Origin of the sequence: Sphingomonas sp. Leaf5, assembly GCF_001421155.1 — a bacterium.
Lineage (GTDB): Bacteria > Pseudomonadota > Alphaproteobacteria > Sphingomonadales > Sphingomonadaceae > Sphingomonas.
Window position 1 is genome coordinate 66813 of record NZ_LMJZ01000023.1, and the last position, 26386, is coordinate 93198.

Here is a 26386-nt window from a genome sequence, read left to right on the forward strand (position 1 = left end):
GCCGCGAAGCCGATCGCCCTTCCCGGACCGGAGAGAAAAGACTCAGTACACCCGCTTCTTCGGCTTGATATATTCGATCTCGTCGGTCAGCGTATAGTCGTGGACCGGGCGATAATCGATCGCGGTCATGCCGCCATTGCCGCCCCAGCCGTCGAACGACGCGATGGTGTGCTTCATCCAGTTGGCGTCGTCGCGATCGGGGAAATCCTCGTTCACGTGCGCGCCACGGCTTTCCTTGCGGTTCTGCGCCGACCGCATGGTGACCATCGCCTGCGCCAGCAGGTTGTCGAGTTCGAGCGTCTCGACCAGATCGGTGTTCCAGATCAGCGACCGGTCGGTGACGCTCACATCGGCGAACGACCGGTAGATATTTTCCATCATCGTGACGCCTTCGTTCAGAAGCGCGTCGTCGCGGAACACGGCGCAGTGCTTCTGCATCGTCTTCTGCATGTCGAGGCGGATCTGCGCGGTCGGCTTGCTGCCGCTGGCGTTGCGGAACCTGTCGAGACGGGCGAGCGCGAGGTCGGCCGAACCCTCCGGCAGCGGCTTGTGCGGGGTGCCCGGCTTCAGCGTTTCCTTGAGGCGCAGGCCCGTCGCGCGGCCGAATACGACCAGATCGATCAGCGAGTTCGAGCCGAGGCGGTTGGCACCGTGGACCGACACGCAGGCCGCTTCGCCGACCGCGAACAGGCCCGGTACGACCGAGTCCGGGTTGCCGTCGCGGTTGGTGACGACTTCGCCGTGATAATTACAGGGGATGCCGCCCATATTGTAATGGACGGTCGGGGTTACCGGCAGCGGCTGGCGCGTCAGGTCGACGCCGGCGAAGATCTTGCCGGTTTCGGTGATGCCTGGCAGGCGTTCGGCCAGCACCTTGGGATCAATATGGTCGAGGTGCAGGAAGATATGGTCGCCGTCCTTGCCGACGCCACGCCCTTCGCGCATTTCCATCGCCATCGACCGGCTGACGACGTCGCGGCTGGCGAGGTCCTTGGCCGAGGGGGCATAGCGTTCCATGAACCGCTCGCCGTCCTTGTTGGTCAGATAGCCGCCCTCGCCGCGCGCACCTTCGGTGATGAGCACGCCCGCGCCGTAGATGCCGGTCGGGTGGAACTGCACGAATTCCATGTCCTGGAGCGGCAGACCGGCGCGCAGCACCATGCCGCCGCCGTCGCCGGTGCAGCTATGCGCCGAGGTCGCGGAGAAATAGCAGCGGCCATAGCCGCCGGTCGCCAGCACCACCGAATGCGCGCGGAACCGGTGGATCGACCCGTCTTCCATGCACAACGCGATCACGCCACGGCAGACCTTGCCCTCGGGCGTGTCCTCCATGATGAGGTCGAGCGCGAAATATTCGATGAAGAAGTCGGCGTCATACTTCAGCGACTGCTGGTACAGCGCGTGGAGCATGGCGTGACCGGTCCGGTCGGCGGCGGCGCAGGTGCGCTGCACCGGGGGGCCTTCGCCCATATTCTGCATGTGACCGCCGAACGGACGCTGGTAGATCGTCCCGTCCTCGTTCCGGCTGAACGGCACGCCGGCATGTTCCAGCTCGATCACCGCCGCAGGCGCTTCGCGGACCATATATTCGATCGCGTCCTGGTCGCCGAGCCAGTCGGAGCCCTTGACGGTGTCGTACATGTGCCACGACCAATGGTCGGGCGAGTTGTTGCCGAGCGATGCGGCGATGCCGCCCTGTGCCGCCACGGTATGCGACCGGGTCGGGAACACCTTGGTGATGCAGGCGGTCTTCAGGCCGGCTTCGGCGATGCCCATGGTGGCGCGCAGGCCCGAGCCACCCGCACCCACGACGATCGCATCATAAGTGTGGTCGATGATCTTGTAAGCGTCGGTGGCCATTATTCGGGCGTCCCGGTGAAAGCGATGCGAAGGATCGAGAAGGCGGCGAGCAGCCAGCCCGCGCCGTAGACGAGGTTCAGCACGACCAGTGCGACGACGCGCGTCTCGTCATGCTGGTAATCCTCGATCACGGTCTGCAGGCCCATCTTGGCATGATAGAAGACCGAGGTGGCGAGCAGCAGCAGCGGCACCGCACCCCATGCCGACGACACCCAGGCGAACGCCGTTTCATAGTCATAGGCCGGCAGCAATGCGATCGACAGGACCAGCCAGACCATCAGCACGAGGTTGGCGACCGCGGTCAGCCGCTGGTGCCAGAAATGATGCGCACCGGCCTTTGCCGACCCGAGGCCGCGGACGCGACCGATGCTCGTTCCGTTGCCCATCAGTGCTTCCCCACCATCAGCCAGCCCCACAGCGCCGCGGTGGCGCAGACGGCGAAGACGATCGTCATGACCGCGCTCTGGCGGTTGCCCTTCAGTTCGAAATTGGCACCGATATCCATGAAGAAATGGCGCACGCCGTTGGCGATATGCTGGAACAGCGCGAAGCTGAGGCCGATGCCGACGACAAAGCCGACAATGGCGAACGGTCCGGTGAACCACGACAGGAACCGCGCATAGCTGTCCTCGCCACCGGCCAGCGCCGCCAGCCACCACACGAACAGCGCCAGTCCGACCGTGCCCATGGCGACGCCGGTGGCGCGGTGCAGGATCGACACCAGCATGTTGGGACCCCAGCGCCAGATCTGTAGATGCGGCGATGTCGGGCGGGCTTTCGGGCGGACCATGGCCAAGTCGGGCATTCCTCAGGCAGTGCGACCGCGTGGCAGATGCGGTCTTCCAGCGATTGTGGTCTATCTACGCACCCGTCCCGCCGATGCAAGTGTGCATCCGCGAAAGAGACTTTGCGCAACGGGCTTGGTCAACGGACTGTTAACGCCTGTCGGGTTACTCATGGGTCTGCGCATCGGTTCCGACAGGTCGGGCTGTGCAGGGGAACAGGGGATTCGCAACGTGGCGACGAAGACACTTCCGGCAGCAGAAAGCGTCAGCCGTACGATCGATTTGCGGGAACGCCTTCGCCTGTTCAACATCTCGTCGGCCGATGTCGACGCCGCGCGCGCCCTGTGGAACGTGATCGAGCCCGAGGCACGACTCGTCGCCGCCGCGCATTTCGACCAGTCGCAAAAGGTCGGCGGTCGCGACAGCATGACGAACGATTACGAGCGGATGATCGAACTGGGGGTCGCCTATCTGCGCAATCGCTTCACCAACCTGACCGGCAGCGCATGGGTCGAATCGTGCGAGCGCACCGTCGCCCGCGCCTTTTCGAACGGCGTGCAGCTGACCGCGATCCTGTCGATGGGCGATGCGGGTGCGCGGGCGCTGCTCGACGTGCTGCGACGCGGCATCGCCGACGAAACGGCGTTCCGCGATGCCGCCGAACTGCTGTTCCGGCTACGCTCGGTCGAATGCGAAATGTTCGTATCGCTCTACAATGCCTATGCGCATCACGACCTGCAGGAATCGCGCGACCGGCTGGCGCATGAATTCCGCGACAATATCGGATCGACCGTCGAACGCGCCAGCCGCGAGAGCGATGCGCTGCGCGGTCACGCCGTCCGCACCTCCGCCAGCGCCCGCGGGATGCTGGGCAAGGCGTCCGAAGTCGCCGCCGCCGCCGAACAATCGGCGGTCGCGATGCGCGAGGCGGCCGCCACCGCTGCCGGGCTGATCCGCGCGATCGAGGATGCGCGCACCGAGGTCGAGGCCGCCGCCGAGATCGCGACGCGCGCCTCCGGACAGGCGGGCACCGCCGTCGGCATGTCGGAAACGCTGTCGGACCATGCCAAATCGATCGAATCGATCCTCGGCCTGATCCGCGACATCGCCGGTCAGACCAATTTGCTGGCGCTGAACGCCACGATCGAAGCGGCGCGCGCGGGCGACGCCGGCCGCGGGTTCGCGGTGGTCGCACAGGAGGTCAAGAGCCTCGCCAGCCAGACCGCACGCGCCACGGACGACATCGCCGCCAAGATCGCGGCGATCCAGGCGGCGACCCGGTCGACCGTCGAAACCAATGCGTCGATCCGCGCCACGGTGAGCGAGGTGCAGGAAAGCGCCAACCGCATCCGCAGCGCGATGGAGGTGCAGGCGCAGACGGTGACCGCGATCACCGCCGCCGTCGACGAAACCGCGCTGGCCGCCGATTCAATGTCGTCGACGATCGCCACGATCCGTGAGGACACCGAAACCGTCGCATCGGAAATCGACCGGGTCGGCGAAGGGTTCAACTCGCTCGACGGCGAACTGGGATCGCTGAAAGCCAGCGCGGTCGATTTCATCGCCAAGGTCGCGGCGTAACGCCGACGACCGCAACGGCGCGGACGACCGCCCGTTGCCCCCTGCCCCGCCCCCGCCTACACGGCGGGACATGGCCCATATTCTCCTGACCGGCGGATCGCGCGGGATCGGTGCGGCGATCGCCGACCGCCTGCGCGACGCCCACACCCTTGCCGTCCAGTCGACCGCCGGCGACCTTGCCGCCGACTTCGCCGATCCCGCCGCGCCGGGCGACCTGTGGCGGCGCGCGCTCGACCGGCTGGACGGGCGGGTCGACATCCTCATCAACAATGCCGGCGTGTTCGAACCGAACCCGATCGACCGGTCCGACGACGACTGGGTCGCGGGCTGGGAACGGACGCTGCGCATCAACCTGACCGCCGCCGCCGAACTCAGCCGGCTGGCGGTGCGCCACTGGCAGGATCGCGGCATCTCCGGCCGGATCGTCAACATCGCCAGCCGCGCCGCACACCGGGGCGATTCGCCCGCGCACTGGCATTATGCCGCGGCCAAGGCCGGCATGGTGGCGATGACCAAGACGATCGCCCGCGCCTATGCCCGCGACCGCATCCTCGCCTTCGCCATCTGTCCCGGCTTCACCATGACCGGCATGGCCGAGGATTATGTGGCGAGCCGTGGTGGCGACAGGCTGCTGGCCGATATTCCGCTCGGCCGGGTGGCGATGCCCGACGAGGTCGCGGTGATGGCGGCGTTCTGCGCGACCGAGGCCCCCGAATCGATGACCGGCGCGGTGCTGGACGTCAACGGCGCGAGCTATGTGCGATGAGCTGGAAACTGACCCTGCCGTGCACCCGCGCCGAAGCCGAGGCGATCGACGCGGCGCATGATTTCGGGATCGACCCCGCCCCGGTGCTGATGACGACCGAGACGGTCGAGGACGATACCGAGACGTGGCGGCTCGACGCCTATTTCGAGGTGGAGCCCGATGCCGCCGCCATCGCCGTAATCGCCGCGCTGGCCCCGAGTGCCGCCGGACAGGTACCGCGGATCGAGGCGCTGGGCGACGAGGATTGGGTGACGATGAGCCAGGCGGGGCTGGACCCGCTGTCGGTCGGGCGCTTCTATGTCCACACTGCCGCGCAGGCCGGCGACGTGCCGCCGGGCAAGCGCGCGTTCCTGATCGATGCGGGACGCGCCTTCGGCACCGGGCATCACGAGACGACCAGCGGCTGTCTGGCGATGCTCGACCGGTTGGCGGGCAAGACGTTCGCGAACGCGATCGATCTGGGGACCGGTACCGGGCTGCTGGCGTTCGCCGCGCGCGAATTGTGGCCGGCGGCGCGGGTGATCGCGACCGATATCGATCCGGTGGCGATCGACGTCACGGCGGAGAATGCGCGGCTGAATGATGTCGATCGGGTCGAGCTGGTGGTCGCCGACGGCGCGCTGTCGGATGCGGTCACGGCGGCGGCACCCTATGACCTGCTGATCGCGAACATCCTCGCCGGACCGCTGATGTCGATGGCGCCGGAGGTGGCGGCGATCGCGGCACCGGGAGCGACGATCGTTCTGGCCGGGTTGCTGGAGACGCAGCGGGCGGACGTGGTCGCGGCCTATGCGGCGTGCGGCGTTACGCTGGCCGAGGTCGACCGGCGCGGCGACTGGAGCGTGCTGCGGCTGACGGCGGGGGCGGAGCGGTTCGTGCCGACCGAGCCGATCGATCCGAAGGGTCGCGACGGCTGGGCGCTGGATCTCTAAACTCCTCCCCGCTCGCGGGGAGGGGGACCGCCGCGAAGCGGGGGTGGAGGGGGGTGGCGGCGCAACGCAACCGTTCCGTATGCGGACGCCCCCCTCCACCAGCTTCGCTGGTCCCCCTCCCCGTGCCGGGGAGGATTTTATGTCTTCGACCTCGCATAGTGCTGCGTGCCGCGGGTCAGCACCATATCCTCGGGCAGCACTTCATCCACCGCGATCTCGCGCTCTTCGCGGATCGCTTCGTACACCGGCGCGAAGTCGGTCTCGACGGTCAGGCGCAGCAGTTCGTCGAAGCTGGGGATGACGAAATAGGTCTGCTGGAAATCGTCGATCCGGTAATCGGTGCGCATGACCCGCGCCAGATCGAGCATGATCCGGTTGGGGCTTGGATCGTCGAGCGAGAAGCGGGTTTCCGATGCGCTCGACACGATGCCCGCGCCATAAATACGCAAGGCCCCCGCTTCCCGCACCAGCCCGAATTCGACGGTGTACCAATAGAGCCGCGCGAGTTGCTTCAGCGACCCGAGTTCGAGCGCGCGCAGGCCGCCGCGACCATAGGCCGCCAGATAATCGGCGAACACCGGGTCGGCGAGCATCGGCACATGGCCGAACACGTCGTGAAAGACGTCGGGTTCCTGAAGATAGTCGAGCTGGTCGGGCCGGCGGATGAAGTTGCCGGCGACGAAGCGGCGATTGGCCATGTGGGTGAAGAACACGTCGTCGGGCACCAGCCCCGGCACCGCGACCACCCGCCACCCGGTCAGCGCCTCCAGCCGGTCCGACAGCTCCTCGAAATCTGGAATCCCGGATTCGGACAGTTTCAGCGCGTCCAGCCCGCGCAGGAACGCGTCCGACGCGCGACCGGGCAGCAACTGCATCTGCCGCGCGTACAGCGTGTCCCAGGTGGCATGGTCCTCAGCTCTATAGTCGTCCCAGCCCTGCGGGATCGTCCAGTCGGCATTGGCACCCTCGGGCGGGCGGTCGAGCACATGGGTATCGCTGGCCATCCGCACAGGGTAGCATGGGAAACGATGCTACGGAAATGGTCCCTTCGACTATCGGGTTTGCTGGGCGGCATGCTGCTGATCGTGCTGGGGTACTGCATCGCCGGGCTGATCGGCGGCGCGATCCCGGGCGGATCGGGCGGGCGTGCGCCGCAACAGGGCATCCGCATCTATGTCGAGGATAACGGCATCCATACCGGCATCGTCCTGCCCAAACACGCCGCCGGCCAGTCGTTCGACGATCTGGTACGCGCCGGCGATCTGGCCGACCCGCGCTATGCCGGCCATGGCTGGCTGTCGATCGGCTGGGGCGAGCGCGCCTTCTACCTCGGCACGCCGACCTGGGCCGATGTCAGCCCGACCACCATCCTTGCCGCCGCGACCGGCAGCGATGCGGTGGTACTGCATGTCGGGCATCTGCCCGAACCGAAGGGCGAGCCGGGCGTCTATCCGGTCACGCTGTCGCCCGACCAGTATCGGCGGCTGGTTTTGGCGATCCGCGCCAGTTTCGTGCAAGGGCCCACGGTCCACGGCTATGGCCCGTCCGATGCCTTTTACCCGGCGCGCGGGCGGTACAGCGCGGTGCAGACCTGCAATGCGTGGACCGGTGCGGTGCTGCGGGCGGCGGGGGTGCCGATGGGGGCGTGGACGCCGTTTCCGGTGACGGTTACGTCGTGGCTGTGACCATGCTCGCCCCGCCCCCGATCGGCCGTTTCGTGATCGAGACGCCGCGCGCCGCCTTCGCGCTGGCGGGGGTGCCGTTCGGATGGCGGCGGGCGCTGGCGGGCGCACCACGGGCGAGCGGCGAACCGGTGATGCTGCTGCCCGGATTGTTCAACAGCGACCGGTCGAACACGATCCTGCGCCGCTATCTGCGCGCACTCGGCCATGACGCCCATGGCTGGGAACTGGGGCGCAACTTCGGGCAGCGGAGCATCGGGCCGGACGCTAGCGACCTGTTCGCGCGCATCGACGCCGTCGCGCAGGCGAGCGGACGGCCGGTGGCGCTGGTCGGGGTCAGTCTCGGCGGGATCATGGCGCGGCTGGCGGCGCATCGCCGGCCCGATCTGGTCGAACAGGTGGTGACCGTCGCCAGCCCCTATGCCGGGCCGGCGCGCTCGACCCATGTCTGGCGGCTGCACGAATGGATCAGTGGCGAATCGGTCGACGATCCCGCCGTGCTGGCACTGGCCGACGAGGTCCGCCGCCCCCTGCCCGTCCCCGCCACCGCGATCTGGAGCGCCAGCGACGGGCTGGTCAATGGCATGGGCTGCCATGTGCCCGGCGAACCCGGCTGCCGCGCGGTCGAGGTGGTGAGCAGCCATTATGGCGTGCAGACCCGGCTGGTGGTGCTGCGCGCGGTAGCGGAGGCGCTGGCGGGGAACCGGTGAGAATTTCTCCCCTCCCTGGAAGGGAGGGGCCGGGGGTGGGTTGGCCCGTGAGGGAACGATAGCGCGCCACAACGGGCCTACCCACCCCCGACCCCTCCCTTGTCAGGGAGGGGAGTTGACACGACTCAATCGTCGTCCCGCTCGCGCCGACGCCGCGCGTCTTCCTTGCGCATCTCGCGGCCCTCACGAGCTTCCTTCTTGCGCATCTTGCGGCCGTAATTGCGGTCGGCCTCAGACTGGCTGGTCGTCGTCCAGTCGATCACCTGCGCACCGGCGCGGACCGGCGCGGTCGCGACGTTCCACACCGTGCTGACACAGCCCCCGGTCAGCGGCACCAGCGCCAGCATCACCCACCCCAATCGCATCCACCGCCCCTCAATATGGTTTGTCGCGTACCTGCGCCCCGATTAGCGGGAAATCGGTGAAGAAACCATCGACGCCGGCGGCGACCGCATCGGCGATCTCCTGCCCCACCCGGCCATGCACCTCGGGTCCGCCGGCCACGCGATAGAATTCGGGCAGGAAGACATTCTCGGCACGATAGGTCCATGGATGGACTCGCAAGCCCACGACGTGCGCGTCATGGACCAGCGGCTTGTCCGCGCCGACCATCGACTTGTTCGGTCCGATCCCGAAGGCATAGGTCGCGACCGCCTTCAATCCGGCCGGGGTCGCCATCGTTTGATAGCTATCGACGGCATGATCGGCCGGGCCGCCGGTCGCATCCATCAACTGGATCAGGCGGATGGCGGTCAGTTTCTTCAACGCCTTGAGATTGTTCACCTCGAACGACTGGATGAACACCGGTGCCTTCGCACTGTCCCAGCCGGCGGCGCGCAGGTCGCGGACGAGATGCGCCTCCATCGGATGGCCGATCGACGCGAAATAGGTCGGGTGCTTGGTCTCGGGATAGATGCCGATCGTCCGTCCGGTCGCCGCGGTGGCGCGCTTGGCCAGCGCGATCACCTCGGCCAGCGTCGGGATCGGTTGCTGCCCGTCATAGCGGGTATTGCCGGGGCGCAGTTGCGGCAGGCGCTCCTTCGCCCGCAACGTGCGCAGTTCGGCGAGCGTGAAATCCTCGGTGAACCAGCCGGTGACCTGCTGCCCGTCGATCGTCTTCGTCGCGCGGCGGGCGGCGAATTCGGGGTGGGCGGCGACATCGGTGGTGCCCGAAATCTCGTTTTCGTGCCGGGCGACGAACACATTATCCTTCGTCAGCACGAGATCGGGTTCGATGAAGTCCGCGCCCTGTTCGATCGCGAGTTCATACGCGGCGAGGGTATGTTCGGGGCGCGACCCGCTTGCCCCGCGATGCGCGATCACGATCGGCGTCGCGTCGATCGGTCGTTCCTCGGTCATCGTGCCCATCCCCAGCATCGCCAGCAAAACCGTACCTAACATCTGCGATCCCTTCGCAACAGGAAACCGTTTCGATCGGGAACGTTAGCCGATATGACCAACGGAGCGCCGACCCATGCATTTCACCATCAACGGCCAGCCGCATCAGGCGGAGGTGGACATCCGCACCACCCTGCTCGACCTGCTGCGCGAACATCTTTCGCTCACCGGCAGCAAGAAGGGCTGCGACCATGGCCAATGCGGGGCGTGCACCGTGCTGGTGAACGGCCGCCGCATCAATTCCTGCCTCACGCTCGCCGTGATGCATCAGGATGACGAGATCGTGACGATCGAGGGGCTGGGGTCGCCCGAAAAGCTGCATCCGCTCCAGGCCGCGTTCGTCAAGCATGACGGATTCCAGTGCGGATACTGCACGCCGGGACAGATTTGTTCGGCGGTCGGCATGCTGGACGAGGTCGAAAAGGGGTGGCCGAGCCATGTCAGCGCCACGCTCGACGATCCCGATTTCACCGACGACGAAATCCGCGAGCGGATGAGCGGCAATCTGTGCCGCTGTTCGGCCTATCCCAACATCGTCGATGCGATCCGTGAAGTCGCCGATGCCGGGCAACAGCGTCAGGCGGAGGCAGCGGAATGAAATTGTTCGACTATGCCAAGGCCGACAGCGCCGAAGCCGCCACCCGCGAAGGGGCGGTGGCCGATACCAAATTCATCGCAGGCGGTACCAACCTGCTCGACCTGATGAAATTGCAGATCGAGACACCCGCTCGGCTGGTCGATATCAGCCGCCTGCCGCTGAACGATATCGAGGAGATCGAGGGCGGCGGGATACGGATCGGCGCGCTCGTTCCCAATTCCGACCTCGCGGCCGACCCGATCATCCGCGAGCGGTACGAGGTGCTCAGCCGCGCGCTGCTGGCCGGGGCGTCGGGGCAGTTGCGCAACAAGGCATCGACCGGCGGCAATTTGCTGCAACGGACGCGCTGCTATTACTTCTATGAAACGGCGGCGCGCTGTAACAAACGCGTGCCGGGGTCGGGCTGCGACGCGCAGGAAGGGTTCAACCGCATCCTCGCCGTGCTCGGGACCAGCGAGAAGTGCATCGCGACGCATCCGAGCGACATGGGCGTCGCGATGCGCGCGCTCGACGCGACGATCGTGACGCTGGGAAGTGACGGCGAGCGGCGGCGCATTCCGATCGGCGATTTCTATCGCCTGCCGGGCGACACGCCCGATATCGAGAATGTGCTGCGCGCCGGCGAACTCATCACCCATGTCGAATTGCCGCCGGCACCGACGGGCAAGCAGACCTATCGCAAGGTCCGCGACCGCGCTTCCTATGCGTTCGCGTTGGTGTCGGTCGCCGGGATCGTCGGGCAAGAGGACGGCAAGATCACTTCGGCGCGCCTTGCGTTCGGAGGACTCGGCCCGATGCCATGGCGCGACGAAGCCGTCGAGAACGCGCTGGTCGGACAGGCCCCGTCCGATGCGCTGTTCGGGCAGGCCGCCGACCTGTTGCTGCGCGACGCCAAGGGCTTCGGCAGCAACGACTTCAAGATTCCTCTGACCCGGCGCACGCTGATCGCGACGCTGCGGGAGTTGACCGCATGACCACCAACGCACTCCGCATGGACAAGGCGGTCGAGAACAGCCTGCTCGACACCAGTGTCCAAGGCATCATCGGCAAGGGGATCGAACGAATCGACGGTCCGCTGAAGGTCGCCGGACAGGCCACCTATTCGGCCGAGTACGATTTTCCGAACCTTGCCTACGGCTTCCTCGTCCGCGCGCCCTTTCCGGCGGGCAAGATCACCTCGATCGATGCCGAGGGGGCGAAGGCGCTGCCCGGCGTGATCGACGTCGTCGTCGACCTGAAGACCTTCATCCGCAACGCCCAGCAGGGCGGTGAGACCGGAGCCCCGACGCAAGGGGTGAAGGACGTCGCCTATTTCGGCGAACCGGTCGCGATCGTCGTCGCCGAAAGCTATGAGGTCGCGCGCGACGCCGCGCAGCTGGTGACGATCCGCCATGACCCTGCCGACGGCGTCTTCACCTTCGACGATCATGTCGACGACGCGATCAAACCGCCCCCCGGATCGATGCCGCCCTATCACAGCCAGGGCGATCTGGATCAGGCGATGGCCGACGCCGCCTTCACGGTCGACGATGTGTGGCGCACCCCGTCGCAGAATTCGGCGGCGATGGAGCCACATGCCTCGATCGCGGTGTGGGACGATGAAGGGCTGACGCTCTACGGATCGTTGCAGATGCCGTCGTCCGACAAGCAGCAGCTTGCCAAGTCGCTGGGCGAACGCCAGTCGAAGGTGCGGATCGTCGCGCGCTATATCGGTGGCGGTTTCGGGTCGAAGCTCGGCATCTCGCCCGACACCGTCGCGACCGCGCTGGCGGCGAAGGCGGTCGGGCGGCCGGTCAAGACGGTGATGACCCGCCAGCAGGTGTTCGACGCGACCGTTCGCCGGTCGAACACGCAGCAACGCTTCCGCCTTGCCGCCGATGCCGATGGCAAGCTCACCGGGATCGGGCATGAAACGCTGTGTTCGAACCTGCCGGGCGAAGGCTATTTCGAACCGGCCGGACAGGCGACGCAATTCCTGTATGGCGGCGAGAACCGGATCATCAAGCATGATGTGGTCGAACTGAACCGCACCCTGTCGGGATCGATGCGGGCGCCGGGCGAGGCGGTCGGGCTGCTGGCGCAGGAAAATGCGATGGACGAACTGGCCGAACAGATCGGCATCGATCCGGTCGAATTGCGCCGCCGCAACGATCCGGCCAAGGACCCGCAGAAGGACGTGCCCTTTTCGACGCGGTCGCTGACCCGCTGTCTCGATGCGGGCGCAAAGGCGTTCGGCTGGGATCAGCGCAACAAGACGCCCGGTGGCAAGCGCGACGGCGACTGGCTGATCGGGCAGGGCATGGCGGCGACGACGCGCACCAACATGCTGCAACCCAGCGAGGCACAGGTGTCGATCGGTCCCGACGGCCGGGCGATGGTCGAAACCGACATGACCGATATCGGCACCGGCACCTACACCATCCTCGCCCAGATCGCGGGCGAGATCCTCGGCCTGCCGGTCGAACGGGTGGCGGTGCATCTGGGCGATACCAATTCGCCGCCGGGTGCCGGGTCGGGTGGTTCATGGGGTGCGGGCAGCAGCGGGTCGTCGGTCTATCTCGCGGCGCAGGCGCTGTGCGAGAAACTGGCCAAGGCGATGGGCGTCGAACCCGACAACATGACGCTGAAGGACGGCCATGCCATTGCCGGCAACCGCCGGGTCGCGATCGGCGAACTGGTCGGCGACGGAATCACGGCCAAGGGGTCGATCGAGCCGGGCAAACAGGAAAAGGAAACGACGCAGGCGGGCTATGGCGCGCATTTCTGCGAAGTGAAGGTGCATGCCGTCACCGGCGAGGTGCGGGTGACGCGCTGGCATTCGACGTTCGAGGCGGGACGCATCCTCAATGCGCAGACTGCGCGGTCGCAGTGCATTGGCGGCATCGTGTTCGGCATCGGCACGGCGTTGACCGAGGAACTGGTCCATGACGATCGCGACGGGCGCATCGTCAACCACGACCTCGCCGAATATCATGTGCCGGTCCATGCCGACATTCCGCACATGGACATCGCCTTCCTCGACGACCGCGACCACCACGCCAACCCGCTGCATGCGAAGGGGATCGGCGAACTGGGCATCGGTGGTGCCGGCGCGGCGGTGACCAACGCGATCTATAACGCGACCGGCGTGCGGGTGCGCGACTATCCGGCCACGCTGGACAAGCTGCTCGAAGGATTGCCGGCGCTGTAAATCCTCCCCGCGCCGCGGGGAGGGGGACCAGCGAAGCTGGTGGAGGGGGTTGGCCTCGCAACGCAACGTTAACGCATGCGGCCCGCCCCCCTCCACGACCGCTGCGCGGTGGTCCCCCTCCCCGTACCGGGGAGGATTTAGGTGCGGTAGAGCCTTGTTCGCGTTTGCGGCAATCCTACCTGTCATGTATCTGACGCGCAGACCGGGCGGGTTTGCCGTCCCAAGCCGAACCGAGCGAGCACCATGGCCGAATTCCGTTTGCCCAAAAACAGTCGCATCCAGAAGGGCACGACCCACAAGTCGTCGACGTCGGGCCGGATCAAGAAATTCAAGGTCTATCGCTACGACCCCGATTCGGGCCAGAATCCGCGCTACGACGATTTCGAGATCGATCTCGACGAATGCGGGCCGATGGTGCTCGACGCGCTCATCAAGATGAAGTCGGAACAGGACCCCTCGCTGACTTTCCGCCGGTCGTGCCGCGAAGGCATTTGCGGATCGTGTTCGATGAACATCGACGGCCGCAACGGCCTCGCCTGCACCACCGCGATCGAGGATATCAAGGGCGATATCCGCATTACGCCGCTGCCGCATATGGACGTCATCAAGGATCTGGTGCCGGACTTCACGCATTTCTACGCGCAATATGCCTCGATCAAACCGTGGCTGCAGACCGTGACCCCGGAACCCGCCGGCAAGGAACGGCTCCAGTCGCCCGAGGACCGCAACAAGCTCGACGGGCTGTACGAGTGCATCCTGTGCGCGTGCTGCTCGACTTCGTGCCCCAGCTATTGGTGGAACAGCGACAAGTTCCTCGGCCCCGCGATCCTGTTGCAGGCCTATCGCTGGCTGGCCGACAGCCGCGACGAGATGACCGGCGAGCGTCTCGACGAGCTGGAAGATCCGTTCCGCCTGTATCGTTGCCACACGATCATGAACTGCGCGAACGTCTGTCCGAAGGGACTGAACCCCGCCAAGGCAATCGCCGAGATCAAGAAGATGGAAGTCGAACGGATCATCTGATCCGGTAACCCTGCCGCCGCCTCCCCGTCCGGTTCGGGCAGCTTCGAGCGAAGTCGAGAAGCGTCCGTGGAGAACGCCCCGCTTGGGGCAACCGCTTTCTCGACTTCAGTTCTGGACAGGCTCGAACCTCCGCTCGGACCAAACGGGGTGGGTGTGGCAAATAGGGTGTAGGTGCCGTAGGACGGCGCGCCATGACCGTCCTGACCCGTTACGACAGCCTCGTCACCGCCGGCGAACTCCGCCCCGATCCCGAACAGCGCGCCGCGGCGCAGCGCTTGTCGCGCCTCGCCGACGAACTCGACTCTCCCCCCAAGCGCGGGCTGTTCGCCCGGCTGACCGGCCGCGACGCCCCCGCCCCGCGTGGCGTGTACCTGTGGGGTGGCGTCGGGCGCGGCAAGTCGATGCTGATGGACCTGTTCTACGACTGCGTGAACGACCCGGCCAAGCGCCGCGTCCATTTCCACGCCTTCATGATCGAGGTCCATGCCCGCCTCGCGACCGAACGCGCCAAGGAAGCGGGCAACCCGGTGCCGCCGGTCGCCGAGGCGCTGGCGAAGGACCTGAAACTGCTCGCCTTCGACGAAATGGTCATCAACAACACCGCCGATGCGATGGTGCTGTCACGACTGTTCACCGAGATGATGACGCATGGCGTGACGATCGTCGCCACGTCGAACCGCCCGCCGGTCGATCTCTACAAGGACGGATTGCAGCGCGACAGCTTCCTGCCGTTCATCGCGCTGCTCGAATCGAACCTCGACGTGCTGCCGCTGAACGGTCCGACCGATTATCGCCGCGACCGGCTGGGCGCGGTCGATACGTGGCTGGTGCCCAACGGCCCGGCCGCGACCGCCGCGCTGTCGGCGGCGTTCTTTCGCCTGACCGATTATCCGGTCGAGGACGCGGCGAACGTGCCGTCGTGCGACCTCGATATCGGCGGGCGGACGCTGCACGTGCCCAAGGCGCTGAAGGGCGTTGCGGTGTTCAGCTTCTCGCGCCTGTGCCGCGAAGCGCGCGGCGCACCCGATTATCTGGAAATCGCGCGGACGTTCCACACCGTCATTCTGGTCGGTATCCCGGTACTCGGCCCCGACAACCGCAACGAAGCGGCACGGTTCGTGACGCTGATCGACGCGCTGTACGAATATCGCGTCAAGCTGCTGGCGGCGGCCGACGCGCAGCCGGGCGACCTGTATCCCCGTGGCGACGGCCGGTTCGAATTCGACCGCACGATCAGCCGGCTGGAGGAAATGCGGTCGGAGGAATATCTCGCCAAGGGCCATGGCGAGGGGTAGCGCCTGCCGTCCTCCATCCCTCACTCCCCATTGCAACAGTCCCGTTTGCTTCGAGCGCAGGTTCGAGCCTGTCGATAACCGTAGTCGAGAAGGGGTTGCCCAAAACTACGGCGTTCTCGACAGACACTTCTCGACTACGCTCGAAGCTGCTCGAACCGAACGGTCGGGAGGCTACCGCCGCGCATCCGCCTTCTTCGTCCTGAGCGTCGCCGACGCCGCCGTCGGATCATCGGGCCATGGATGGCGCGGATAGCGGCCGCGCATCTCCTTCGACACGTCGCGCCACGATCCCGCCCAGAACCCCGGCAGGTCGCGCGTCGTCTGGATCGGACGTCCGGCGGGGGAGGTCAGGCTGAGCGTCAGCGGCTGCCCCGCCACCATCGGATGGATGGCAAGCCCGAACAGCGCCTGCACCCGCAGTTCGACGCGCGGTCCCCCTTCGGCGGCATAATCGATCGCATGGCTCGACCCCGCCGGGCTTTCGAACCGCGCCGGGGCAAGGCGGCGGACCTGCTGCATCCAGTCCCAGCCCGCCACCTGTTCCAGCGCGTCGTGCAGCCCGGTCACCGCCTCCAGCCGTCGCTTGCCCGCCAGCAGCGGCGGCAACCAGTCGCCGATCGTCGCGGTCAGCGCCGCATCGCCCAGCGGATCGTCCTGCCCCAGCATCGCCGCGACATAGGCCGACCGGCGACGCAGCATCTCCGCGCCGTCCCATGGCAGCAGCGACAGGTCGCGGCGCACCGCCTGCACCAGTGCAGCGACGATCTCGTCCGCCGACGCCGCCGCATCGGGACCGGACGACAGGCGTATCGCACCCAGCCGCCGTTCGCGCAGCGCGATAACCCCGCGCGTCGCCGTATCGAAGGTGACGCTGCGCCGCGTTTCGATCCGGTCGCCGAACAATTGTTCGACCGTCGCCTGATCGATCGCGACCGCCGACAGTATGCGCGCGCCCGCCGCCTGTCCCTGCGTCTCGGCGACCGCCAGCCATTCGGCCGATCCGAGCGCCGCCGCCTCCAGCCTGAACCCGCGTCCGCCGACCGACGCCCAGCGTTCGCCCGACGCATCGCGGCGTTTGGCGATGCGGTCGGGAAAGGCCAGCGCGACGCTGCGGGCGACTGCGTCGGCGGGGGGATCGTCGCGGCCCTTCACCAGCCCCCGCCAGCGATCGGCGAGGCGCCGTCCGGCATCGGCGCGCTGCCCGCGCTCGCTGCGCCAGCGGCGGCGGCGCTGGTCGAGATCGGTGTCGTTGCCGCCCAGCCCCCGTTCGCCCAGCAACACCGCGACCTCCGCCGCCGCGCCGGCAAAGCCCTGTTCGCCCGCGCGGATCAGCATATGCGCCAGACGCGGCGATAGCGGCAGGGCGGCGATGGCGAGGCCGTGCGGCGTCGGCCGGCCGTCCGCATCGATCGCGCCGAGCGTCGCAAGCCGGGCGCGCGCTTCGTCTACCGCGGCGGCGGGCGGCGGGTCGAGCCAGCGGAGCGTCGTCGGGTCACCCACCCCCCATTTGCCGCATTCGAGGACCAGCGCCGACAGATCGGCTTCGAGGATCTCGGCGGGGTCGAAGCGCGGCAGCCCGGCGGTGGCGGCGGCTTCCCACAGGCGATAGGCGACCCCCGGCCCCTGCCGCGCGGCACGGCCGGCACGCTGGGTCACGGCGGCCTGGCTGGCGCGTTCGGTCGTCAGCCGCGTCATCCCCGCCGCCCGATCGTACCGCGGACGCCGCGCGAGGCCGGAATCGACGACAATGCGGATGCCGTCCAAGGTCAGCGAGGTTTCGGCGATGCTGGTCGCCAGCACGATCTTGCGACGGCCTTGCGGGTCGGGGGCGATGGCGGCGCGCTGTTCGGCGGGGAGCAACGTGCCGTGCAGCCGGTGCAGCACCGCGCCGTCGGGCACGACGACGCGTTCGGCGGTCCGCTCGATCTCGGCGACACCGGGCAGGAAGGCAAGGACACCGCCCTCCGCCTCCACCAGCGCGCGCCGGATCGCGGCGGCGACCGAATCCTCGATCCGCGCCTCGGCATGGCGGCCGATATGTCGCAGGTCGAGCGGGTAGGACCGCCCTTCACTTTCGATCACCGGCGCATCGTCCATCAGCGCGGCGAAGCGTTCGCCGTCGAGCGTCGCCGACATGGCGAGGATGCGCAACTCGGGGCGCAACGCTGCCTGTGCGTCGAGCGCGAGGGCGAGGCCAAAATCGCTGTCGAGGCTACGCTCATGCACCTCGTCGAACAGCACCGCCGACACGCCGGCCAGTTCGGGATCGGCCTGGATACGCGCGACGAAAATACCCTCGGTCATCACCGTCACGCGGGTCGCCGCCGACCGCTTGCTGTCCATGCGGGTGGCATAGCCGAACGTCTGGCCGACCGGTTCGTTCGCGGTGGCGGCCATGCGCTCGGCAGCGGCGCGCGCGGCGATGCGACGGGGGGACAGCAACAGGATCTCGCCGGTGACCCATGGTTCGCTCAGCAGCGCGGGGGCGACGGCGGTGGTCTTGCCCGCCCCCGGCGGCGCGACGAGGACGGCGGAGGTGCGGTCGCGCAGTGTCTGAAGGAGGTGGGGCAATACGGCGTGGATCGGGAGCATGGGCGTGCTGTAGCAATCCTCCCCGCCTGCGGGGAGGGGGACCATGCGCAGCATGGTGGAGGGGGATAGCCGCAAGCACCACCGTTCCGTATGCGGACACCCCCCTCCACCATCCTCCGGATGGTCCCCCTCCCCCCGGTGTGGGGAGGATTTCAGAGGGTGTCGGGGTTCGGCCCCAATCGCCCATCCGCGCGGTCCATCGCATCGATCTTCGCCACCTGTTCGGCGGTCAGCGTCACCGACTGCACCGCGAGGTTCTCCTCGATCCGCGCGCGCGACGACGCCTTAGGGATCACGCCCAGCCCGGCCTGCAAATGCCACGCGAGGATCACCTGTGCCGGGGTCGCGCCGACCTGCTGCGCGATCGCCCCGATCGCCGGATCGGACAGCAACGTCCCCTGCCCCAGCGGCGACCAGCTCTGCGTGACGATGCCGAGCCGCTCATGCGCCGCGCGGGCGGTGCGCTGCTGGAAATGCGGGTGCAATTCGATCTGGTTGAGCGCCGGCACGACCCCGGTCGCATCGACGATCCGGTCGAGATGGTCGGGCGAGAAGTTCGACACGCCGATCGACGCCACCCGCCCTTCCTCGCGCAACCGCACCAGCGCCTTCCACGTGTCGACATAGCGATCCTCGGACGGCATCGGCCAGTGGATCAGCAACAGGTCGATGCGCGGCAGCTTCGCGGCGCTGGCATCGAACGCCCGCAGCGCACCGTCATAGCCCATCGCGTCGCGCCACAATTTGGTCGTGACGAAGATGTCGCCGTCAGCGGTCGCTTCGCCGATGCCGGCTTCGTTGGCGTAGAAAGCGGCGGTGTCGATCAGGCGGTAGCCCGCGTCGATCGCCTCGCGCGACAGGCGGGCGGAATCTTCGGCCGGGACCTTGTAGGTGCCGAAACCGATCGCGGGGATGCTGCGGCCGTCGTTCAGGGGGAGGTCGGTCATGGTGGGGTCCGTGCGGTTGAAGGGTCGGTTGCCAAAGGTTGGCGGCGCGATCCGTTCCCGTCACCTGCGCCGTTCGTGCTGAGTAGGGATTGAGCGCAGTCGAAAGCCCGTATCGAAGGACCTGTTCCGCAGGTGCTTCGATACGGGTGTTCGACAAACTCAGCCCCTACGCAGCACGAACGGGCTGAAGTTGAGTTTGCTTTTGACCAACGTAGCGCCCCTCCCCGTTCGGTTCGAGCAGCTTCGAGCTTGTCGAGAAGCGTCTGTCGAGAACGGGGCGTTTGGGGCACCCCCTTCTCGACTACGGTTCTCGACAGGCTCGAACCTGCGCTCGAAGTAAACGGGGGGAAGAAAAGGAGGGGGGATCGGAAAGGCCCCTTACCCCGTCGGCCGCCCGTCCGAATCCATCAACACCTCGCGCCGTCCGACATGGTCGGGCCGCGATACCAGCCCTTCCTTCTCCATGCGTTCGATCAGCCGCGCCGCCGAGTTGTACCCGACGCGCAACTGGCGCTGGAGCCAGCTGGTCGATGCCTTCTGGCTCTCCGCCACAAGCTGACACGCCTGCCGGAAGGTCTGTTCCTCCGGCGAATCATCGCCGGTGGGCGCACCGTCGAGGCTGAAGCCGGCATCGCCCTCCGGCTCGTTGACCACCGCGTCGATATAGTCGGGTGCCCCCTGCGAACGCCAGAAATCGGACACCGCCTGCACCTCGTCGTCGCTGACGAACGGCCCGTGGACCCGCGCCAGCGCCTTGCCGCCGGGCATGTAGAGCATGTCGCCGCGTCCCAGCAGCTGTTCGGCCCCCTGTTCACCCAGAATGGTGCGCGAATCGATCTTCGACGTAACGTGGAAGCTGATCCGGGTCGGCAAATTCGCCTTGATGACGCCGGTGATGACGTCGACCGAGGGGCGCTGCGTCGCCATGATGAGGTGGATGCCCGCCGCGCGCGCCTTTTGCGCGAGGCGCTGGATCAGGAACTCGACTTCCTTGCCCGCGGTCATCATCAGGTCGGCAAGCTCGTCGACGATCACCACGATCTGCGGCAGCGGCGACAGGTCGAGCGTCTCCTCCTCATAGATCGGCGTGCCGTTTTCGGCGTCGTATCCGGTCTGCACCTTGCGGCCGAGCTTCTGCCCCTTGGCGATCGCCGCGCGAACCTTTTCGTTGAAGCTGGCAAGGGAGCGGACGTTGATCGACGCCATCATGCGATAGCGGTCCTCCATCTGCTCGACCGCCCATTTCAGCGCGCGCACCGCCTTGGGCGGGTCGGTGACGACATCGGCCAGCAGGTGCGGGATGCCGCGATACATGCTGAGTTCGAGCATCTTCGGGTCGATCATGATCATGCGGCACTGGTCCGGGGTCAGCCGGTAGAGCAGCGACAGGATCATGCAGTTCAGGCCCACCGACTTGCCCGATCCGGTCGTCCCCGCGACGAGCAGATGCGGCATGGGGGCGAGGTCGGCGACGACCGGATCGCCGGCGATATTCTTGCCGAGCACGATCGGCAGCTGCGCATTCTGGTCGGCGAACGCCTGACTGGCGATCAGTTCGCGCAACGACACCGTCTCGCGCCGCTGGTTGGGCAGTTCGATGCCGATCACGGTCCGGCCCGGAATCGTCGCGACGCGGGCGGAGATCGCCGACATGTTGCGGGCGATATCGTCGGCCAGCTGGATCACGCGGCTGGCGCGGATGCCGGGTTCGGGTTCCAGTTCGTACATGGTGACGACCGGGCCGGGCGCGACCTTCACCACCTGCCCCTTCACGTTGAAGTCGTCGAGCACGCTTTCGAGCAGGCGCGAATTGCGCTCCAGCGCCGCCTTGTCGATCGACGGGCCGCTCGATTCGGGCGGGGGGCTGAGCAGGTCGATCGATGGCAGCGCGAAATTGTCGCGACCCTCGCTGCTCGCCGGGCGCGGGGCGCTGGCGAGTGCGGGCGAGGCGGTGCGCTCGGCGATGACCGGTGGCGCGCGAGTGTCGGGTTCGGCGATGCGGCGCGGCTGCGGGCGGGCGGGTGCTTCGTCCTCGTCCCGGTCGGCATCGGCGACGTACGCGCTGGGTGCGACGTCGAACGGCGCGTCGTCATCATAGGCGACCTCGCCCGTGTCGGCATCGACGCTCCGTGCACGGCGTTCGAACTTCGGCATGCGGAACGTGCCGTCGGGGATCTCGATCGTCAGCCCCTTGGCCCAGCGCCAGATGCCGAACAGCCCGGTCGCCAGCGCCACGACACGGATGATCCAGATTTCGATCTCCGGCTGCCCGATCAGGTGGATCAGCCCCTGCACCGCCGCCGCGACGCTCCAGCCGATCACCCCGCCATAGCCGGCGGGCAGCGACAATATCGCCTCGCCCGACACGAATGCCAGCGTCGCGCCCATCGCCAGCACCCCGATCAGGCAGTCACGCACCATCCGCGGCCACGGCCCGACGGCCACGTCACGCCACAGCCGGACACTGACGATCAGCCCCAGCGGCAACAGCATCGCCACCGGCACCCCGAACAGCGTCAGCAACAGGTCGGCCAGATGCGCGCCGGGCGATCCCAGCTTGTTGGCGATCGGACCGCCCGCCGCCGTGCTGAACGACGGATCGGCCGACGAATAGCTGGCCAGCGCGACCGCGATCAGCAGCATCGCCGCGAACAGCAACGTCGCCCCGATCATCGCGCCGCTGCGCCTCACGCCCGCCTTCATCGCGTCGCGCCACAACATCGGCTGCGCGTTCGTCGCCATTCGTTCCACCTTACATTCAAGAATATCTTGATGTGCGCTGCACCTAGCTCCGTCGTCAAGGCGGCGTTGCGGTGAACCGCACCACACCTTAAATCGCCGGGTACACAGGTTACGGATGGGACGGGTTACATGGCACAGGCGGACGTCATCATCCTCGGCGGCGGGTTGGTCGGCAGCACGCTGGGCGTGTCACTGGGCGTCCATGGCCTCACCTCGATCATTCTCGATCCCGCCGACCCGGCGGTGACGCTGGCCCCCGGGTTCGACGGGCGTGCTTCGGCGATCGCCAGCGCCACGCACCGCATGTTCGAAGCGATCGGCATCGCCGAGGGGCTGGGCGACGAAGGCTGCCCGATCGCGGCGATCCGCGCCACCGACGGTCTGGAGCCGGGCAAGCTCGATTTCGTCCCCGACGTCGCCGACGATCCGGTCGGGGTGATGTATGAAAACAAGCGGCTGCGGCAGGCGATCTACGACGCGGCGGTCGCATCGCCGCTGGTCGACCTACGCTACCAGGATCATGCGACCGACGTCCGGCGCGAGGCGCACGGCGTGACGGTCACGACCGCGAACGGCGACACGCTGACCGCGCCGCTGCTGATCGCCGCCGAGGGCCGCAATTCACCGACGCGCGAGGCGTCGGGCATCCGCGTCGCGCGCTGGAGCTACGACCATGCCGCGATCATCACTACGCTGGGCCATGCGGAGAGCCACGAAAACATCGCCTATGAAATCTTCTACCCGGCGGGTCCGTTCGCGATCCTGCCATTGAAGGACGACGCGCACGGCCATCGCTCGGCGATCGTATGGACGGTCGATGCGAAGGACCGTCCGGCGATGCTGAAGCTGTCCGACCGTGCCTTCCTTGCCGAAGCATCGAAGAAGATGGGCGGTTTCCTTGGGGAGTTGTCGAACCTGTCGGCGCGGTCGAGCTATCCGCTGGGGTTCCACCATGCGGCGCGGATCACCGCCGAGCGGCTGGTGCTGGTCGGCGACGCGGCGCACGGCATCCACCCGATCGCCGGACAGGGGCTGAACCTCGGGCTGCGCGACGTCGCGGCGCTGACCGAGGTGCTGGTCGATGGCAAGCGGACCGGCCTCGATCTCGGCGATCCCTATCTGCTCGAACGCTATCAGCGGTGGCGCGGGCTCGACACCTTCGCGGTGGCGCTGGCGACCGATGGCCTGACCCGGCTGTTCGGCATTCCCGGCAAGGCGGCAAGCGCGGTGCGGCGCTTCGGCCTGTCGGCGGTCGATTCGATCCCGCCGCTCAAAGCCGCGTTCATGGCCGAGGCGCGGGGCGAGACGGGCAAGCTGCCGAAATTGTTGCAGGGGGTTACGGCGTAAGGGGAGCGCTGTTCCCGAAGCCGCACGTCACCCTAGACTTGATCGCGACCGCTGCGAAAGTCGCAAGCTAAGCCAAAACCCGCCGTACCCCCGCGCAGGCGGGGGTCCAGAGCCAAGCAGAACACCGGTCTGCGCTTGAGACCCTGGGCCCCCGCCTGCGCGGGGGCACGGCCAGGCGGGATTGGCGTGGGCCTTTCGCGCAGGTCTTGATCCAGCCGTCAGTGACGAACGACAAGGAACGCTACCAACGCCCGCCGCCGGTCACCCCTGCCCGCCACTCCGCGATCCGTCTGAGCGTCGCCGGCGTCGTCCCCGCCGGCAGCGCGTCGGGATCGAACCAACCCGCCTCCGCCACCTCCAGCGCATCCGCACGGCGCAACGTGTCCGCCCCGTCGCGCACGACATAGACGATGACATGATCGTCCTTGCCCTCGCGCCGGCTGTGATAGACGCCGAGCACCCGTTCGACCGTCGCACCGTCGATCGCGACTTCCTCGGCCAGTTCGCGGTGGAGTGCGTCGCCCACGCCCTCGCCCTTCTTCACCCCGCCACCGGGCAGATACCAGCCATCGATATAGGTGTGCCGCACCAGCGCGATCCGCCCGCCCGTATCGAGCAGCACCGCCCGCACCCCGATCGTACGCGGCCGGGTGACGCGCCAGACCAGCCGCGCCGCCCGTCCCAGCAATCGATGGTACAGCGCCATGCTATCCCCGGATCGGCCCGTCCCGCTCGGCCACCGCCTCGGCATCGGCGACGGCCGGTTCGCTCGCCGGGCGGATCATCAGGAAACTGCCCGACCAGACGCCGGGAATGTCCCAGCGTCCGCTGATCTCGCAGCCATCCTCGCTCAGCACCCCCGAATAGACGACCATGTCGGCATAGCCGGCGCTGTCGTCATAGAATTTGCTGAAGGTGATCCGCGCGCCTTCGACATGCCCGTCGATCGCGGCGGCGATCAGCGCGCCGGGCGGCTGCGAATACAGATCGGGTTCGTGGATCGTGCCGACGATCGATCCGCCCAGATCGGCGATGTCGGCTTCGAACGCGGTCGGCGGGTTGGTGTGCGGATAGTTGAAGATCCCGCTCCACTTGCCCGTAAGATCGCGGCTCACAACGTCCGCGCCGCTTCGACCAGCAGGACCGGCACCCCGCCGCGGATCGGATAGGCGAGGCCGGCGGCGGTCGAGATCAGTTCCTGCGCCGCCGCATCATGGTCGAGCGGGGTCCGGGTGACCGGACAGACGAGGATCGACAACAGCCAGGGGTCGATCGTCGCCGCGTCGTGTGCGGTTCCTGCGGTCGCGGTTCGTGCGGTCATTGCAGCGTCGCCTCTTCGTCATCGCCATGCCTGCCGAAGAATTGCATGAGCTGTACGATCAGTTCCGCCCGATCGGACAGGGCGGCGACTTCGAGCAATGCCTGTTTGGCGGCGACGTCGAACGGCGCGATCTGCGCGATGCCGTTGACAAGGCTTTCGTCGTCCAGCCGCCCGACCGATTCCCAATCGACCGCATAGCCCAGCTGGTCGGCGAACCGCCGCGCCTCGATCTCCAGCGACGCACGCTCGGCCAGCGCCAGCGTGGTATCGCCGACGACGGGCAGGAGTTCCGCCTCGACTTGCCGGAACGGGGTGGTGACGTCGAGTTCGCGCAGCACGCGGAACCGCGACACACCGCGCAGCACGATGTCGTAGCGGCCATCAGCCTGCGCCTCGACATCGACGATCTGCCCGACACAGCCGATATCGAACAGCGGCGGTTTGTCGGTATCGCTGCCGACCGGGCGCGGCTGGATCATGCCGATGCGGCGGTCCCGCGCCAGCGCGTCGGACACCATCGAGCGATAGCGCGGCTCGAAGATATGCAGCGGCAGGTGCATGTTCGGAAACAGCAGCGCCCCCGCCAGCGGGAAGACGGAGACGCGCGCGCTCATCCGAACAGAATCGCCGACAGCTTGCGACGCTGTTGCGACACCCATGGGTCTTCGAGACCGACCGCATCGAAAATCTTCAGCAGTTGCTGCCGCGCCGCATCGTCGTTCCACGCGCGGTCGGCGGCGACGATCTTCAGCAGCGATTCGGCGGCCCCGTCGCGGTCGCCCGCCGCCATCTGTCCGCCGGCCAGCCGGAAGCGCGCGTCGTGATCTTCGGGGTTCGCCTCGACCTCGGCCTTCAGCCCTGCCAGATCGTCGACCGGCTGCGCATCGCGGGCCAGCGCCAGCGCGGCGCGGACCTGTTCGATCGCGGGCAGCTTCACCGCGTCCTCGGGCAGCATGTCTAGCGCGGCCTGCGCCGCATCGTGATCGCCAAGCGCCATCAGCGCGCGGACGCGGCCGGCGGCGACCACCGCGTGATCGGGGGCGATATCGGCGATCTGGTCGAAGATCGACAGCGCGCGCGCCGCATCGCCCTCGGCCAGTGCGTCCTCGCCCATCGCGATCAACGGCTCGATATCGGGACCGCCCGGCCCGCCCGCCTCGATCGGCAACTGGCGCAGCAACTGGTCGAGCATCTGCTTCAACTGGCTCTCGGTCCGCGCCGAGGTCAGGTCGGCGACCAGCTGCCCCTGAAACATCGCATAGACGGTCGGGATCGACCGGATCTGGAATTGCGACGCGATGAACTGGTTCTTGTCGGTATCGATCTTGGCCAGCACCACGCCCTTGTCGGCATAGGCGGCGGTCACCTTTTCAAGGATCGGGGTCAGCGCCTTGCACGGCCCGCACCATTCCGCCCAGAAATCGATGACGACGAGGCTGGTCATCGACGGTTCGACGACATCGCGACGGAACGCCTCCACGGCTTCCTTTTCCGGCGCGGTCAATCCTAGCGTGGCCAAGCGGCGATTCCTTATCCTGAAAGCGTCCGCCCTATGTGGGCATGCCCGATGATTCAGAAAAGAGCGATTTAGGGGTTGCGCGATCTGAAACCCCCATC

25 protein-coding genes are annotated in these 26386 nt (G+C 67.3%); 11 read left to right on the forward strand and 14 right to left on the reverse strand.

Annotation, left to right across the window (positions count from 1 at the left end; genetic code table 11):
* Window positions 1-42: 42 nt before the first annotated feature.
* Genes sdhA through sdhC form a run of 3 tightly spaced genes read right to left on the reverse strand, consistent with a single transcriptional unit; the run spans window position 43 to window position 2665 of the window.
* On the reverse strand, window positions 43-1860 hold the full coding sequence (gene sdhA, locus ASE50_RS15765) for a succinate dehydrogenase flavoprotein subunit (RefSeq protein ID WP_056402686.1): 1818 nt from the start codon (window positions 1858-1860) through the stop codon (window positions 43-45).
* On the reverse strand, window positions 1860-2246 hold the full coding sequence (gene sdhD / locus ASE50_RS15770) for a succinate dehydrogenase, hydrophobic membrane anchor protein (protein WP_056402689.1): 387 nt from the start codon (window positions 2244-2246) through the stop codon (window positions 1860-1862). Before sdhD ends, sdhA begins: the two co-directional genes overlap by 1 nt.
* The gene (gene sdhC / locus ASE50_RS15775) at window positions 2246-2665 is read right to left on the reverse strand and encodes a succinate dehydrogenase, cytochrome b556 subunit (protein ID WP_056402691.1); all 420 of its coding nucleotides are present in this window, start codon (window positions 2663-2665) and stop codon (window positions 2246-2248) included. The genes sdhD and sdhC overlap by 1 nt, the downstream gene beginning before the upstream one ends.
* 211 nt (window positions 2666-2876) lie before the next feature.
* Here sdhC and ASE50_RS15780 point away from each other — a divergent pair, with 211 nt between their 5' ends.
* The 3 genes from ASE50_RS15780 to ASE50_RS15790 all read left to right on the forward strand — a co-directional run bounded on the left by ASE50_RS15780 (window position 2877) and on the right by ASE50_RS15790 (window position 5924).
* The gene (locus tag ASE50_RS15780) at window positions 2877-4226 is read left to right on the forward strand and encodes a methyl-accepting chemotaxis protein (protein WP_056402955.1); all 1350 of its coding nucleotides are present in this window, start codon (window positions 2877-2879) and stop codon (window positions 4224-4226) included.
* Window positions 4227-4296: 70 nt separating this feature from the next.
* The gene (locus tag ASE50_RS15785) at window positions 4297-4992 is read left to right on the forward strand and encodes an SDR family NAD(P)-dependent oxidoreductase (RefSeq protein WP_056402694.1); all 696 of its coding nucleotides are present in this window, start codon (window positions 4297-4299) and stop codon (window positions 4990-4992) included.
* Window positions 4989-5924, forward strand: coding sequence for a 50S ribosomal protein L11 methyltransferase (locus ASE50_RS15790; RefSeq protein WP_056402697.1), 936 nt, complete (start codon window positions 4989-4991; stop codon window positions 5922-5924). Before ASE50_RS15785 ends, ASE50_RS15790 begins: the two co-directional genes overlap by 4 nt.
* Window positions 5925-6061: 137 nt before the next feature.
* Here the strand turns inward: ASE50_RS15790 and phhA are convergent, their stop codons facing one another.
* Complete coding sequence (gene phhA, locus ASE50_RS15795) at window positions 6062-6928, reverse strand: phenylalanine 4-monooxygenase (RefSeq protein WP_056402700.1); 867 nt, start codon at window positions 6926-6928, stop codon at window positions 6062-6064.
* A gap of 69 nt (window positions 6929-6997) precedes the next feature.
* Between phhA and ASE50_RS15800 the strand changes: the two genes are divergently transcribed.
* Entirely contained in the window at window positions 6998-7609 is a 612-nt protein-coding gene (locus tag ASE50_RS15800; protein ID WP_056402958.1) for a TIGR02117 family protein, read from the forward strand.
* 2 nt (window positions 7610-7611) lie between these two features.
* Entirely contained in the window at window positions 7612-8316 is a 705-nt protein-coding gene (locus tag ASE50_RS15805) for a hypothetical protein (RefSeq protein WP_056402703.1), read from the forward strand.
* A gap of 125 nt (window positions 8317-8441) precedes the next feature.
* Here ASE50_RS15805 and ASE50_RS15810 read toward each other — a convergent pair whose 3' ends face one another.
* The gene (locus tag ASE50_RS15810; RefSeq protein WP_414882350.1) at window positions 8442-8663 is read right to left on the reverse strand and encodes a hypothetical protein; all 222 of its coding nucleotides are present in this window, start codon (window positions 8661-8663) and stop codon (window positions 8442-8444) included.
* Between the two features lie 28 nt (window positions 8664-8691).
* A complete protein-coding gene (locus ASE50_RS15815; protein ID WP_414882352.1) occupies window positions 8692-9693 on the reverse strand; it encodes a glycerophosphodiester phosphodiesterase in 1002 nt (333 codons plus the stop codon).
* Window positions 9694-9790: 97 nt separating this feature from the next.
* On the opposite strand from ASE50_RS15815, the gene ASE50_RS15820 reads away from it, so the two are divergent.
* The 5 genes from ASE50_RS15820 to zapE all read left to right on the forward strand — a co-directional run bounded on the left by ASE50_RS15820 (window position 9791) and on the right by zapE (window position 15820).
* Complete coding sequence (locus tag ASE50_RS15820; RefSeq protein WP_082439069.1) at window positions 9791-10312, forward strand: 2Fe-2S iron-sulfur cluster-binding protein; 522 nt, start codon at window positions 9791-9793, stop codon at window positions 10310-10312.
* Entirely contained in the window at window positions 10309-11286 is a 978-nt protein-coding gene (locus ASE50_RS15825; protein ID WP_056402707.1) for an FAD binding domain-containing protein, read from the forward strand. Before ASE50_RS15820 ends, ASE50_RS15825 begins: the two co-directional genes overlap by 4 nt.
* On the forward strand, window positions 11283-13502 hold the full coding sequence (locus tag ASE50_RS15830) for a xanthine dehydrogenase family protein molybdopterin-binding subunit (RefSeq protein ID WP_056402710.1): 2220 nt from the start codon (window positions 11283-11285) through the stop codon (window positions 13500-13502). The genes ASE50_RS15825 and ASE50_RS15830 overlap by 4 nt, the downstream gene beginning before the upstream one ends.
* 243 nt (window positions 13503-13745) lie before the next feature.
* The gene (locus tag ASE50_RS15835; protein WP_056402712.1) at window positions 13746-14525 is read left to right on the forward strand and encodes a succinate dehydrogenase iron-sulfur subunit; all 780 of its coding nucleotides are present in this window, start codon (window positions 13746-13748) and stop codon (window positions 14523-14525) included.
* A gap of 191 nt (window positions 14526-14716) precedes the next feature.
* Complete coding sequence (gene zapE / locus ASE50_RS15840) at window positions 14717-15820, forward strand: cell division protein ZapE (protein WP_056402719.1); 1104 nt, start codon at window positions 14717-14719, stop codon at window positions 15818-15820.
* Between the two features lie 171 nt (window positions 15821-15991).
* Here the strand turns inward: zapE and hrpB are convergent, their stop codons facing one another.
* From hrpB to ASE50_RS15855, 3 genes are all read right to left on the reverse strand, one after another.
* Complete coding sequence (hrpB, locus tag ASE50_RS15845; RefSeq protein WP_056402722.1) at window positions 15992-18412, reverse strand: ATP-dependent helicase HrpB; 2421 nt, start codon at window positions 18410-18412, stop codon at window positions 15992-15994.
* Window positions 18413-18564: 152 nt separating this feature from the next.
* The gene (locus ASE50_RS15850; protein ID WP_056402724.1) at window positions 18565-19359 is read right to left on the reverse strand and encodes an aldo/keto reductase; all 795 of its coding nucleotides are present in this window, start codon (window positions 19357-19359) and stop codon (window positions 18565-18567) included.
* Window positions 19360-19737: 378 nt separating this feature from the next.
* Entirely contained in the window at window positions 19738-22101 is a 2364-nt protein-coding gene (locus ASE50_RS15855) for a DNA translocase FtsK (RefSeq protein ID WP_056402728.1), read from the reverse strand.
* Between the two features lie 129 nt (window positions 22102-22230).
* Between ASE50_RS15855 and ASE50_RS15860 the strand changes: the two genes are divergently transcribed.
* Window positions 22231-23448, forward strand: coding sequence for a UbiH/UbiF/VisC/COQ6 family ubiquinone biosynthesis hydroxylase (locus tag ASE50_RS15860; protein ID WP_056402730.1), 1218 nt, complete (start codon window positions 22231-22233; stop codon window positions 23446-23448).
* Between the two features lie 241 nt (window positions 23449-23689).
* On the opposite strand, the gene ASE50_RS15865 is transcribed toward ASE50_RS15860, so the two are convergent.
* The 5 genes from ASE50_RS15865 to ASE50_RS15885 are packed head-to-tail and all read right to left on the reverse strand — an operon-like array spanning window position 23690 to window position 26288.
* Complete coding sequence (locus tag ASE50_RS15865) at window positions 23690-24154, reverse strand: NUDIX domain-containing protein (RefSeq protein ID WP_056402733.1); 465 nt, start codon at window positions 24152-24154, stop codon at window positions 23690-23692.
* A gap of 1 nt (window position 24155) precedes the next feature.
* On the reverse strand, window positions 24156-24563 hold the full coding sequence (locus tag ASE50_RS15870) for a hypothetical protein (RefSeq protein ID WP_056402736.1): 408 nt from the start codon (window positions 24561-24563) through the stop codon (window positions 24156-24158).
* On the reverse strand, window positions 24560-24769 hold the full coding sequence (locus ASE50_RS15875; protein ID WP_056402742.1) for a Trm112 family protein: 210 nt from the start codon (window positions 24767-24769) through the stop codon (window positions 24560-24562). Before ASE50_RS15875 ends, ASE50_RS15870 begins: the two co-directional genes overlap by 4 nt.
* The gene (locus tag ASE50_RS15880) at window positions 24766-25383 is read right to left on the reverse strand and encodes an LON peptidase substrate-binding domain-containing protein (RefSeq protein WP_056402745.1); all 618 of its coding nucleotides are present in this window, start codon (window positions 25381-25383) and stop codon (window positions 24766-24768) included. Before ASE50_RS15880 ends, ASE50_RS15875 begins: the two co-directional genes overlap by 4 nt.
* On the reverse strand, window positions 25380-26288 hold the full coding sequence (locus ASE50_RS15885) for a tetratricopeptide repeat protein (RefSeq protein WP_414882335.1): 909 nt from the start codon (window positions 26286-26288) through the stop codon (window positions 25380-25382). The genes ASE50_RS15880 and ASE50_RS15885 overlap by 4 nt, the downstream gene beginning before the upstream one ends.
* Between the last annotated feature and the right edge of the window lie 98 nt (window positions 26289-26386).